Annotated in this window: 13 protein-coding genes; 10 read left to right on the top strand and 3 right to left on the bottom strand. The window is 55.1% G+C overall.

Features of this window, described 5'->3' with window-relative positions:
• Position 1 precedes the first annotated feature (1 nt).
• The 6 genes from hupB (at position 2) to AX755_RS08920 (ending at position 4102) form a co-directional block, all read left to right on the top strand.
• Complete coding sequence (gene hupB, locus AX755_RS08945; RefSeq protein WP_002444653.1) at positions 2 to 274, top strand: nucleoid-associated protein HU-beta; 273 nt, start codon at positions 2 to 4, stop codon at positions 272 to 274.
• A 212-nt stretch (positions 275 to 486) separates the two neighbouring features.
• On the top strand, positions 487 to 2358 hold the full coding sequence (gene ppiD, locus AX755_RS08940) for a peptidylprolyl isomerase (RefSeq protein ID WP_038418799.1): 1872 nt from the start codon (positions 487 to 489) through the stop codon (positions 2356 to 2358).
• Positions 2359 to 2506: 148 nt separating this feature from the next.
• On the top strand, positions 2507 to 2887 hold the full coding sequence (locus AX755_RS08935; protein WP_020686127.1) for a helix-hairpin-helix domain-containing protein: 381 nt from the start codon (positions 2507 to 2509) through the stop codon (positions 2885 to 2887).
• A 99-nt stretch (positions 2888 to 2986) separates the two neighbouring features.
• The gene (locus AX755_RS08930; protein WP_013095862.1) at positions 2987 to 3385 is read left to right on the top strand and encodes a YbgC/FadM family acyl-CoA thioesterase; all 399 of its coding nucleotides are present in this window, start codon (positions 2987 to 2989) and stop codon (positions 3383 to 3385) included.
• Between the two features lie 47 nt (positions 3386 to 3432).
• Complete coding sequence (locus tag AX755_RS08925) at positions 3433 to 3786, top strand: type II toxin-antitoxin system RelE/ParE family toxin (RefSeq protein ID WP_058678435.1); 354 nt, start codon at positions 3433 to 3435, stop codon at positions 3784 to 3786.
• Entirely contained in the window at positions 3773 to 4102 is a 330-nt protein-coding gene (locus tag AX755_RS08920; RefSeq protein ID WP_013095863.1) for an addiction module antidote protein, read from the top strand. The genes AX755_RS08925 and AX755_RS08920 overlap by 14 nt, the downstream gene beginning before the upstream one ends.
• 2 nt (positions 4103 to 4104) lie before the next feature.
• Here AX755_RS08920 and queC read toward each other — a convergent pair whose 3' ends face one another.
• Complete coding sequence (queC, locus tag AX755_RS08915) at positions 4105 to 4800, bottom strand: 7-cyano-7-deazaguanine synthase QueC (RefSeq protein WP_013095864.1); 696 nt, start codon at positions 4798 to 4800, stop codon at positions 4105 to 4107.
• Positions 4801 to 4866: 66 nt separating this feature from the next.
• Positions 4867 to 6567, bottom strand: coding sequence for an SgrR family transcriptional regulator (locus AX755_RS08910; protein ID WP_057071750.1), 1701 nt, complete (start codon positions 6565 to 6567; stop codon positions 4867 to 4869).
• A gap of 101 nt (positions 6568 to 6668) precedes the next feature.
• On the opposite strand from AX755_RS08910, the gene cof reads away from it, so the two are divergent.
• Positions 6669 to 7487 (top strand): HMP-PP phosphatase, encoded by an 819-nt coding sequence (gene cof / locus AX755_RS08905; RefSeq protein WP_062856626.1) that lies wholly within the window; start codon positions 6669 to 6671, stop codon positions 7485 to 7487.
• 41 nt (positions 7488 to 7528) lie between these two features.
• On the opposite strand, the gene AX755_RS08900 is transcribed toward cof, so the two are convergent.
• The gene (locus tag AX755_RS08900; RefSeq protein ID WP_013095867.1) at positions 7529 to 8575 is read right to left on the bottom strand and encodes a PLP-dependent cysteine synthase family protein; all 1047 of its coding nucleotides are present in this window, start codon (positions 8573 to 8575) and stop codon (positions 7529 to 7531) included.
• Between the two features lie 115 nt (positions 8576 to 8690).
• Here AX755_RS08900 and AX755_RS08895 point away from each other — a divergent pair, with 115 nt between their 5' ends.
• From AX755_RS08895 to AX755_RS08885, 3 genes are read left to right on the top strand one after another with little or no spacing between them, the layout of a single operon-like run.
• Positions 8691 to 9149, top strand: a complete 459-nt coding sequence (locus tag AX755_RS08895; protein WP_020686133.1) for an Lrp/AsnC family transcriptional regulator — start codon at positions 8691 to 8693, stop codon at positions 9147 to 9149.
• 30 nt (positions 9150 to 9179) lie between these two features.
• Positions 9180 to 10952, top strand: coding sequence for a SmdA family multidrug ABC transporter permease/ATP-binding protein (locus AX755_RS08890; RefSeq protein ID WP_023621395.1), 1773 nt, complete (start codon positions 9180 to 9182; stop codon positions 10950 to 10952).
• Entirely contained in the window at positions 10945 to 12726 is a 1782-nt protein-coding gene (locus tag AX755_RS08885; protein WP_062856625.1) for a SmdB family multidrug efflux ABC transporter permease/ATP-binding protein, read from the top strand. Before AX755_RS08890 ends, AX755_RS08885 begins: the two co-directional genes overlap by 8 nt.
• The last annotated feature ends 56 nt before the right edge of the window (positions 12727 to 12782 follow it).

The following is a 12782-nucleotide window of genomic DNA, read 5'->3' as shown; positions in this document are numbered from 1 at the left end:
AGTGAATAAATCTCAACTGATTGACAAAATTGCTGCTGGTGCTGATATTTCTAAAGCTGCAGCTGGACGTGCGTTAGATGCATTAATTGCTTCTGTTACTGAATCTCTGCAGGCTGGGGACGACGTTGCACTGGTAGGCTTCGGTACTTTTGCTGTTAAAGAGCGTGCTGCCCGTACTGGCCGCAACCCTCAGACCGGTAAAGAGATCACCATTGCTGCCGCTAAAGTGCCGGGTTTCCGTGCAGGTAAAGCGCTGAAAGACGCAGTAAACTGATTGCTTTCCCGTTTCAGGGAAGCCGAAAAGTACAAGGGCGCATCATTTGATGTGCCTTTTTTATTTGTCCAGACCTGATTTGTGCGAGTTTATGCGAGTTGTGGGCTGACAATCGCCCCGTTTTCTTGTCACAATACGCCTTTACGCGCGACGGTCAGGATTTTCCGTTAGCGTCAGGTAACCAGTCACCTACAGCGGAGTGTTGTTACACCATGATGGACAGCTTACGCACGGCTGCTAACAGTCTCGTGCTCAAAATTATTTTCGGTATCATTATCGTGTCGTTCATATTGACCGGCGTGAGCAGTTACCTTATCGGCGGTGGCGCAAACTATGCCGCAAAAGTGAACGGCCAGGAAATCAGCCGCGGTCAGTTCGAGAACGCGTTTGCCGGTGAACGTAACCGTATGCAGCAACAGCTGGGCGACCAATTCTCTGAGCTGGCTGCGAACGAAGGATACATGAAAACCCTGCGCCAGCAGACGCTGAACCGCCTGATTGACGAAGCGCTCCTCGATCAATATGCCAAAAAACTGGGTCTGGGTATCAGCGATGAGCAGGTTAAAAAAGCCATCTTCTCGACTCAGGCTTTCCAGTCTAACGGCAAGTTCGACAACGCTCGCTATAACAGCATTGTGAATCAGATGGGCATGACGGCCGATCAATACGCGCAGGCGCTGCGTAACCAGCTGACGACGCAACAGCTCATCAATGCGGTGGTTGGTACTGATTTCATGCTCAAAGGTGAAACTGACGAACTGGCAGCCCTGGTGGCACAGCAGCGTGTTGTGCGTCAGGCGACCATCGATGTGAATGCGCTCGCGGCGAAGCAGCAGGTGAGCGACGCAGAGGTTAACGCCTGGTACGAGCAGAATAAAAACAGCTTTGTTGCACCTGAGCAGTTCCGCGTGAGCTATATCAAACTGGATGCTGCTGCGTTGCAGGAAACCGCGACTGATGCAGAAATCCAGTCTTACTACGATCAGCATCAGGATCAGTTCACTCAGCCGCAGCGTAACCGCTACAGCGTGATTCAGACCAAAACCGAAGCCGATGCCAAAGCGGTGCTGGATGAGCTGAACAAAGGCGCAGATTTCGCCACCGTTGCGAAAGCAAAATCCACCGACATCATTTCTGCCAAAAATGGCGGCGATATGGGCTGGCTGGAAGCGGCGACTACGCCGGATGAGCTGAAAAATGCCGGTCTGAAAGACAAGGGCCAGCTGTCGGGTGTGATTAAATCGTCCGTTGGTTTCCTGGTTGCGCGTCTGGATGATATCGAAGCCGCTAAAACCAAACCTCTGGCTGAGGTGCGTGATGATATCGCCGCCAAAGTGAAGCAGGAAAAAGCGCTCGATGCGTACTATGCTCTGCAGCAGAAAGTGAGCGATGCGGCGAGCAACGATAACGAATCTCTGGCTGGTGCAGAGCAGGCTGCTGGCGTGAAAGCGGTTGAGACCGGCTGGTTTGGCCGTGACAACCTGCCGGAAGAGCTGAACTTCAAACCGGTTTCGGATGCCATCTTCAACGGTGGTCTCGTGGGTGAGAACGGTACGCCGGGCAGCAACTCCGATATCATTACCGTTGACGGTGACCGTGCGTTTGTTCTGCGCGTGAGCGAGCACAAGCCTGAAGCGGTAAAACCGCTGGCGGAAGTGAAAGATCAGGTTGTGGCGCAGGTTAAACATAGCAAAGCGGAACAGCAGGCAAAACTGGATGCTGAGAAGATCCTGGCTGACCTGAAAGCCGGTAAAGAAGACGCCCTGAAAGCGGCGGGTCTGAGCTTCGGTGACGCGAAAACGCTGAGCCGTACCGGTCAGGATCCAATCAGCCAGGCTGTGTTTGGTCTGAGCCTGCCAGCGAAAGACAAACCGAGCTTCGGGACAACAACCGACATGCAGGGGAACGTCGTTCTGCTGGCGCTGGATGAAGTGAAAGCCGGCACCATGCCAGAAGCGCAAAAGAAAGCAATGGTTCAGGGTATCACCCAGAACAATGCCCAGATTGCTTTCGAAGCGATGATGAGCAACCTGCGTAAAGAAGCCAAAATCAAGCTGGGCGATGCCATCACTCAGCAGCAATAATTACGTATCTGCTCGCAGATTTTCGTAACGCTCTGCAAACCCTGAAGGCCGCTTTCGCGGCCTTTTCCATTTCTGCAAATGCATGTTTGAGCCTCTTTTGGCTGACGGCTATGGTGACATGGCTGTCAACAAACAAGGAGATAACAGCATGAAATGTGGAATCAAAGCACTGCTAATCACACTGGCTATTGCCACCACCGGAATGAGCGCAGGCGCACTGGCGGCAGCCCCCGCAGCCAAAACGCAGTCTGTACAGAGCAAAACTGACCCCGCTGCACAGGCATCTGCTCAAACCAAAGCCGCTGAACCTGGAAAAAGCACAGAGGACGACGGTACACGCGTCAGCATTAATACGGCCTCGGCTGAAGATCTCGCCCGCGTGATGAACGGCGTAGGGCTCAAAAAAGCGCAGGCTATCGTCAGCTACCGTGAAGAGTACGGCCCGTTTAAAACGGTTGACGACCTCAGGCAGGTTCCGGGGATGGGCAGTTCACTGGTTGAGCGCAACCTCTCACACCTGACGTTGTAATCTCAGTTTTACTTGCACAGCAGCAAAAGTTTGCCAGGATAAAGAGGTCATACCAGTCTTGACCTCTTATCCTATAACAACAGTAAAGGCTATTGCGCTATGCAGACAAAAATCAAAGTACGCGGTTTTCATCTTGATGTTTACCAGCACGTGAATAACGCCCGCTATCTCGAATTTCTTGAAGAGGCGCGCTGGGATGGGCTGGAAAACAGCGAAAGCTTCCAATGGCTGACCGCGCACAACATCGCGTTCGTGGTCGTCAACATCAATATCAACTACCGTCGCCCGGCCGTGCTGGGGGATGTGCTTACAGTGACCAGCCAGGTGCAACAGCTAAACGGGAAGAGCGGCGTGCTCAGTCAGATCGTGACGCTGGATCCGGAAGGGCAGGTGGTAGCCGATGCGCTGATCACCTTCGTTTGTATCGATCTGAAAACGCAGAAAGCACTGCCGCTGGAAGGGGAGCTGCGGGAAAAGCTGGAGCTGATGATCGTGTGAATTTTTGTCTTTTATAAAAGACAAAGTGTTTTTCCAGGGATAGAATAATGGACAGGGACTATGTTGTTGAGCGTTATCGGACCCGTGATGGCAAAGTGCCGTTTGAGGAGTGGATAACCAGGATGCGTAGAAAGGATCCGGAGATTGTTTTACGGATCCTTATGCGTATTAACCGTGCAATAAAGCATAATTTTGGTGATTACAAATACCTTAGAGAAGGTGTTTGGGAGATGCGAATTGATAGTGGTCCCGGTTACAGGATCTATTTTGCCGTAGAGCATCAGAGGGTCTTGTTGTTACTCATCGGTGGTGACAAGAAGAGTCAAAAACAAGATGTTAAACAGGCTGTAGATTTCTTGAAAGATCATCTATCTAAAGGAAAAACAGATGAGCACTTCTAAACGACACTATTCAAGTTCTGTTAACCATCACGATGCGGTTGTAAAAATGCTTCGTGAAAACCCTTCCTACGCTCAACTTTACCTGCAAATAGCACTGGAAGAAATTTATGAGGATCAGGGGATCCCTGCCTATCTCATTGCACTCCGCCAGGTCATCGAATCCCGCGGCGGCATAGGTGAAATTGCTGCCAAAGCAGGTCTTTCCCGCCAGCAGCTATACCGAACCTTGTCTGATAATGGCAATCCAACACTGACGACGCTAATGAAAGTCACGCGTGCTGCCGGTGTAAAACTGTTCGACAGCACGGTCAAATAACCCTATTTCAGCCCGGTTTTTTTCTGCATCGCGGCCATCACACCGGCTTTATCTGCCAGGTAGTGATTCAAGCCATTGGCACGCAGGTTACAGGCGGCGCACTGGCCGCATCCGTCGCCCTTGATGCCGTTGTAGCAGGTCAGGGTTTCGCTGCGAACCAGATCCAGCTTGCCCCAGTAGTCCGCCAGTGCCCAGGTTTCCGCTTTATCAAGCCACATTAGCGGCGTTTCAAAGCGCGTCTCCTTGGCCATCCCCAGATTTACCGCATGATTAAGCGCTTTTACAAACTCGTCGCGGCAGTCCGGGTAACCGGAGAAGTCGGTTTCGCAAACGCCGGTGATCACCGCTTCGGCTTGCACCTGGTAGGCGTAGATGGCCGTCAGGGTCAGAAAAAGAATATTACGGCCCGGCACAAAGGTATTGGGAATACCGCTGGCGTCAGGTTTGTAATCAGGAACAGGAATACTGTCGCGAGTGAGGCTGCTGACGGCCAGTTCGTTTAACAGCGTGACGTCCAGCACCTTATGCGCGCGTGCGCCCAGTTTCAGCGCCAGTTCGCGGGCAACGTCGATTTCAGCGCGATGGCGCTGGCCATAATCGAAAGTGACACAATGCACTTCATCGTACTGGTGAAGCGCCTGAACCAGGCAGGTAGTGGAATCTTGTCCTCCGCTGAACACGACGACGGCACGTTTCATAAATCATCTCGACAGTTACGGTAAAAACATTATGTTACCGTCTGACTTCGGCGACGACCAGCTTCTTCACGACCGGGGGGCTGGAAGCCAGGCTTCTGTGAAATCAAACCAGCCACGGGTATTCAGTCGTATTCCGTTTACTCCCGGTGGCGCGCTGATTTGATACTGGTAGTTAAACAGCGGCGTCAGCACCGCATTATCCATCAGCCGGGTAAAGATGGCTCTCAGGCCAGCGTGTCTTGCCTGCTCATCGGCCTGAGTCTGAACGGCATCCAGCGTGGCCTGCAGATGCGCAACTTGCGGCGCGCTTAGCAGATGCGGCCAGAGGGTATCGCACCGAAGCCACTGTTCAAGTGTATACTCCGGCGCTTCGCCAATCAGCCTGTCTCCCATCATCATGTCCGCATCGGCAAGCTGCGGACACCCGTCCCACGTCTTCGCATCGTGAAAGATAACGGTCAGTTCGCAGCCCTGCTGCGCAAGGTACTGTTTTAGCTGGTTTGCCATGGTGTGTAACTCAACGGGCAAATGGTAAACGAGGGTTAACGCTGCCGGTAAAGGAACGTGCGTTAAATCCGGCCACCGGGGAATAGGCAGGCCTGGAAGCAGCTCTTCTGTTGGGGTAATCAACCCTTCGTTCAGCGGGAGCGTATGCAGCAGCGTTGAGAGATGGATGATATTGATTAGCCGTCGAGCCTGCAGTTCACTCATCCGGTCGCTCTGTTTCAGGGTGAGATAACAGAAGCCCAGGCTGGTGCTGTTACTTACCAGCCGCAGGCTCTCCAGTTCATCAGGCTCGCCAATGGCAATCTGGACCGGATGACGACAACTGGTCCCCAGTCCGTAATCAAATAGCGTCGGCGTGATCCAGTATTCAATCGCCTTGATCAGCGGGTGACTAAGATGGTACTGCTCGTGGCTTTCCAGACGCACCAGCTCGGAATCAAACACGCTCAGCCTGAAAGGGCCGCTGCCCGTCATGGGCTGATCGGGGTGGGCCAGACGGCTACAGTAGGTCGCCAGACGATGGGGCAACCAGTAGTCCGGTTGATGCAGGGTAAACGTCAGGCACTGCGGGTGAGTGACCTCGATGTCTAATACGCTCTGGAACAGTTTGCGCAGGGCTGGCAGCATAAGCAGGGCCTTCAGGCTCCGCTGCAACTGCGCTGTCTCAATTTTGTCGCCGTTATGCCAGTGCAGGGTCGAGCGGATATAAAAATGCCAGCGCAGGCCGCCATCCGTGACTTCCCAGTGATGGGCAAGATCGCCCGTTGGTTCGCTGTTGTTGCCGTTAAAGCGCGTCAGCCCGGAGAAAACCTGGCCTGCCAGGTGCTGCTCCGCCCGGCCGGGTAAAAAGCCAGGCTGCAGCGCATCCAGCGAGCGGTAATAGGGAATGCGCAGCGTCGGCGTATCGTTTTGCCACTGTCCGCCCAAAAAGGGATGCAGCAACTCCCGCAACTCTTCCGGCGCAAGCTGGGCCAGCTCCAGGGCGTTATGCTGCTGCCCATGTTTCAGCGCTTCTTCCATCATCGTATTGCGCAATGATTCCGGGCTGACATAAAACCTGAGCTCGCCGCGCTTGCCGCGACCAGACTGTCCATGCCAGTTCAGCCAGCCAGCCTCCTGCGCCTGACGCAGCAGGGTACGAACATGCCGCTCGCTGCAAAAACAGCGGCTGGCGAGCTCCGCAATGGTGACCTGCTGCGGTGCCCCTTCGGAGGGCTGCCACAGGCGTTGATACTGTTTGAGGCGGTTGAGCTGGCGCATAATAAACCCGGAACAATAATTCTCATCTATTCACTATTACTTCCGTATATCTCACGCAATACTGATGCACAAGTTAATCGCATCACATTTCGGGAGTTATGATGGCTCGGCTCGCTGCATTTGATATGGACGGCACGTTGTTAATGCCGGATCACCGTTTAGGGGAGAAAACCCTGAACACCCTTAAGCGCCTGCGTGAGCGTGATGTAACCCTGACGTTTGCCACTGGCCGTCATGTGCTGGAGATGCGCCATCTGCTGGGCGCATTTTCCCTGGATGCATTTCTGATTACCGGCAACGGAACACGAATTCATTCGGTCGAAGGGGAGGTGCTGCACCGTCAGGATCTCAACCCGGAAGTGGCGGATATCGTGCTGCACAGTACCTGGGATACCCAGGCCAGCGTTCATGTCTTTAACGATAACGGCTGGTTTACCGGGCGTGAAATCCCTCAACTTCTCCTTGCGCATGTCTACAGCGGTTTTCGCTATCAGCTGATGGATCTGCGCCGCATCCCTGCCCACGCGGTGACCAAGATCTGCTTTTGTGGCGATCACGACGATCTCTGCCGCTTACGTATTCAGTTGAATGAGGCGTTAGGCGACCGGGCCCATCTGACCTTTTCGGCGGTGGATTGTCTGGAAGTGTTGCCGGTGGGGTGTAACAAAGGTTCTGCCCTGGCGGTTTTGAGCGACCACCTGGGCTTGACGTTGCAGGAGTGTATGGCGTTTGGTGACGCCATGAACGACCGCGAGATGCTGGGCAGCGTCGGGCGCGGTTTGATTATGGGGAATGCTATGCCGCAGCTGATCTCTGCGCTTCCTCATCTGCCGGTTATCGGACACTGCCGTAATGAAGCGGTGTCCCATTTTTTAACACATTGGCTGGACAACAACACCCTCCCATATTCCCCCGAATAGTGAGACCCTTCCAGCAAGCCAGACTTCGGTCTGGCTTTTTTTTATTTCACCAGCTGTGCGATTTGCGCTTGCCACGGCGCAATATCGCCGATGTTTGCCTGCACCCACTCCGCGTTGTAGTAGGTTTCCAGGTAGCGCTCCCCGCTGTCGCACAGCAGCGTGACGATAGAGCCCGTGCGGCCCTCTTCACGCATGCGTGCTGCCAGCTGCAGCGCACCCCACATATTGGTACCGGTAGAGGCACCCACCTTGCGGCCCAGCTGCGTCTCCAGCCAGTGGGCCGTCGCGACGCTGGCGGCATCCGGTACGCGGAGCATTTCATCCACCACATCAGGAATGAACGACGGCTCAACGCGCGGGCGGCCAATCCCTTCAATTTTACTGCCCACCGGACTGCGCAGGTCGGCATTGCGGCTTTGCCAGTAGTCGAGGAAGACCGAGTTTTGCGGATCAACCACCATCAGTTGCGTATCGTAGCCCTGACAACGGATATAGCGGCCAATGGTGGCCGAGGTTCCGCCCGTACCGGCGCTCATGACGATATATGACGGAACCGGATGAGGCTCATGAGTCATCTGGCGGAAAATACTGTCCGCAATATTATTATTGCCACGCCAGTCGGTTGCACGCTCGGCGAAGGTGAACTGATCCATATAGTGGCCGTTCAGCTCACGGGCCAGCATTTCCGAGGCGGCGTAAATTTCGCAGGCGCTTTCTACAAAGTGGCAGCGTCCGCCATAAAATTCGATCTGTTCGATTTTGCGTTTCGCGGTGCAGGAGGGCATGACGGCGATAAACGGCAGGCCCAGCAGACGGGCGAAATAGGCTTCGGAGACGGCGGTTGAACCGGATGACGATTCAATAATTGTCGTACCTTCTTTAATCCAGCCGTTACACAAGCCATACAGGAACAGCGAACGCGCCAGACGATGCTTCAGGCTCCCCGTAGGATGGGTGCTTTCATCTTTCAGATACAGCTGAATCCCCGCAAACCCCGGCAGGGCGAGGCGGATTAAATGGGTGTCGGCCGAGCGCTGGTAGTCGGCATTGATTTCGCTGATGGCATGTTTAACCCAGTTGCTATTCATCGTAATTATCCGTTTGTCATTTTGTGCCCAGCATAGCGAAAAGCACAGAAAAAATTGTTGCTATCTGGCCTTTAAAATAGAATGAAGGGAGAAAAATTTTCTCTGTGAGGTGGGTATGCTAGATAAAATTGACCGCAAGCTGCTTTCATTGCTGCAAAGTGACTGCACCCTCTCTTTGCAGGCGCTGGCAGATGCCGTTAATCTGACCACCACACCGTGCTGGAAGCGCCTCAAGAAGCTGGAAGATGACGGCATTCTGCTGGGGCGTGTCGCGTTATTAGATCCCGAAAAACTTGGGCTGGGCCTGACGGCCTTTGTCCTGATAAAAACGCAGCACCACAGCAGCGAATGGTATTGCCGCTTCGTAAACCAGGTCTCTGACATGCCGGAGGTCCTCGGCTTCTGGCGTATGGCCGGGGAGTACGATTATCTGATGCGTGTCCAGGTGGCAGACATGAAGCGCTATGATGATTTCTACAAGCGGCTGGTGAATAGCGTACCGGGCTTGTCGGACGTCACATCAAGCTTCGCCATGGAACAGATTAAATACACCACAGCGTTACCCATTGAATAACTCCATAAAATACCTTCAGGAACAAACCGCGTGCGATTATTTGCCCAACTAAGCTGGTACTTTCGTCGGGAGTGGCAGCGCTACCTCGGCGCAGTTCTCCTGCTTATCATCATTGCCATTTTGCAGCTGATCCCGCCGAAGGTGGTGGGCTACGTCGTGGATGGCGTTACGGAACAGCATTACACCACCGCACGGGTGTTGATGTGGGTTGGCACGCTGGTGCTGACGGCCGTCATCGTCTATTTGCTGCGTTACGTCTGGCGCGTGCTGCTGTTTGGCGCGTCCTATCAACTCGCCGTTGAGCTGCGCGAGGATTTTTACCGTCAGCTGAGTCGCCAGCACCCCGAGTTTTACCTGCGCCATCGCACCGGGGATCTCATCGCCCGCGCCACCAACGACGTCGATCGCGTGGTGTTCGCCGCCGGGGAAGGGGTGTTAACGCTGGTGGATTCGCTGGTGATGGGCTGCGCGGTTCTGATTGTGATGTCCACTCAGATTAGCTGGCAACTTACCCTGCTGGCATTGCTGCCGATGCCGCTGATGGCGCTGGCGATCAACCGTTATGGCGAACAACTGCACGAGCGTTTCAAGCTGGCGCAGGCGGCGTTTTCGTCGCTAAACGATCGCACGCAGGAGAGTATGACCAGTATCCGCATGATCAAAGCCTTTGGTCTGGAGGATCGGCAATCTGCCCTGTTTGCGGCCGATGCCGCAGACACCGGCGCAAAAAACATGCGCGTTGCGCGTATTGATGCGCGCTTTGATCCGACCATCTATATCGCTATTGGCATGGCCAACCTGTTGGCCGTCGGTGGCGGGAGCTGGATGGTGGTGCAGGGCACCTTGACCCTGGGGCAGTTAACCAGTTTTGCCATGTACCTGGGGCTGATGATTTGGCCGATGCTGGCGCTGGCCTGGATGTTTAACATCGTGGAGCGCGGCAGTGCCGCCTATAGCCGCATTCGCGCCATGCTGTCTGAAGCGCCAGTGGTCAACGACGGTACCGAACCGGTACCGGAAGGGCGTGGGGTGATGAACGTCGACATCCGTACGTTTGTTTATCCGCAGACGGAACATCCGGTGCTGGAAAACGTCAGCTTTACGCTGCAACCGGGGCAAATGCTCGGGATCTGTGGCCCGACGGGATCCGGTAAAAGTACCGTTCTTTCGCTGCTCCAGCGTCACTTTGATGTCACGCAGGGGGATATTCGTTTCCACAATCTTCCTCTCACGACACTGCAACTTGACGACTGGCGTCGCCGACTGGCTGTGGTCAGCCAGACGCCGTTTCTCTTTTCTGACACCGTGGCGAACAACATAGCCCTTGGCTGTCCATCGGCCACGCAGGAAGAGATAGAGCATGTGGCGCGCTTAGCCAGCGTACATGACGATATTTTGCGTCTGCCGCAGGGGTATGAAACGGAGGTGGGTGAACGTGGCGTTATGCTCTCTGGCGGGCAAAAACAGCGAATTTCCATTGCCCGTGCGCTGCTGCTCAATGCTGAAATCCTGATCCTGGATGATGCGCTTTCTGCTGTGGATGGTCGAACCGAGCACCAAATCCTGCATAACCTTCGCCAGTGGAGCGACGGACGGACGGTGATCATCAGTGCCCACCGTTTGTCGGCGCTGACGGAAGCCAGTGAAATTCTGGTGTTGCAGCACGGGCACATTGCCCAGCGCGGGCAGCATGACCAGCTTGCGGAGCAACCGGGCTGGTATCGCGATATGTATCGCTATCAGCAGCTTGAAGCGGCACTTGACGATGCCCCGGAACAGGAAGAGGAGGACGCTAATGCGTAAATCAAAAACGCAGTGGCCGACGCTAAAACGCCTGCTGGCCTACGGTTCGCCATGGCGAAAACCCCTTGCTCTTGCCGTCGTGCTGCTGTGGATTGCGGCGATTGCAGAAGTGAGTGGTCCGCTGCTCATCAGTTATTTCATCGACAATATGGTTGCGAAAAGCTATTTGCCGCTGGGGCTGGTGGCGGGGTTAGGCGTGGCCTATGTGGGGCTACAGCTGGCAGCGGCTGGCCTGCACTATGCGCAGTCGCTACTCTTTAACCGGGCGGCGGTGGGTGTGGTTCAGAAGCTGCGTACCGACGTTATGGATGCTGCGCTGCGCCAGCCGCTGAGCGAGTTTGATATCCAGCCGGTCGGGCAGGTGATTTCGCGGGTGACCAACGATACCGAGGTGATCCGCGATCTGTACGTGACGGTCGTGGCGACCGTGCTGCGCAGTGCCGCGTTGATTGGCGCCATGCTGGTGGCGATGTTCAGCCTTGACTGGCGCATGGCGCTGGTGGCGATCGCGATTTTCCCGGCGGTGCTGATTGTGATGGTGATCTATCAGCGCTACAGCACGCCTATTGTACGTCGGGTGCGGACCTACCTGGCCGATATTAACGATGGCTTTAACGAAGTGATCAACGGCATGAGCCTCATCCAGCAGTTCCGCCAGCAGGCTCGCTTTGGCGAGCGCATGGGCGAAGCCAGCCGTTCGCACTATATGGCGCGTATGCAGACGCTGCGCCTTGATGGTTTTCTGCTGCGTCCGCTGCTGAGCCTCTTCTCGGCACTGGTGCTTTGCGGCCTGCTGATGCTCTTTGGCCTGAGTCCGGGCGGAACGATTGAAGTGGGGGTTCTGTATGCTTTTATCAGCTATCTGGGACGCCTGAACGAGCCGCTGATTGAACTCACAACCCAACAATCCATGTTGCAGCAGGCGGTGGTTGCCGGCGAGCGCGTCTTTGAGTTGATGGACAGACCGCGTCAAACCTATGGTGAGGATACAGCACCGCTGCAAAGCGGGGCGATTACGTTTGACCATGTCTCGTTTGCCTACCGTGAAGACAGGCTGGTGTTGCAGGACATCAATCTTGATGTGCCGTCGCGCGGCTTTGTGGCGCTGGTGGGGCATACCGGCAGCGGCAAGAGTACGCTTGCAAGCCTGTTGATGGGCTACTACCCGTTAACGAAAGGCGAAATTCGTCTGGATGGACGTCCGCTGGCGTCGCTCAGCCACAGCGTATTGCGTAAAGGTGTAGCGATGGTGCAGCAAGATCCGGTTGTGCTGGCCGATACCTTTTACGCCAACGTGACCCTGGGGCGTGATTATACCGAGGAGCAGGTCTGGGCAGTGCTGGAAAAAGTGCAGCTCGCGGAGCTGGCACGCGGATTCAGCGACGGAATCAACACCCGGCTGGGCGAGCAGGGGAATAATCTTTCTGTCGGGCAAAAACAGCTTCTGGCGCTGGCGCGTGTGCTGATTGAAACGCCACAGGTGCTGATTCTGGATGAAGCGACGGCCAGCATCGACTCCGGTACTGAACAGGCTATCCAGCAGGCACTGGCCGCCGTGCGTGACCACACGACGCTGGTGGTTATCGCGCACCGTCTTTCAACGATTGTCGACGCAGATACCATTCTGGTGCTGCATCGCGGACAGGCCGTTGAACGCGGTACACACCGGGCGCTCCTGGAGGCGAAAGGCCGCTACTGGCAGATGTATCAACTGCAACTAGCGGGTGAAGAGCTGGCGGCCAGCGTCCGTGAGGAAGAGTCGCTTAGCGCCTGATGCACCAAAAACAGGCAACGTGCTAACAGTCACCGCTGTTGGTGCAAAACCGAAAC

The organism is Enterobacter sp. SENG-6, from assembly GCF_001605945.1.
GTDB lineage: Bacteria > Pseudomonadota > Gammaproteobacteria > Enterobacterales > Enterobacteriaceae > Enterobacter > Enterobacter cloacae.
The sequence above is the reverse complement of the archived record's forward strand: the minus strand, read 5'-3'. Positions and strand labels throughout refer to the sequence as shown.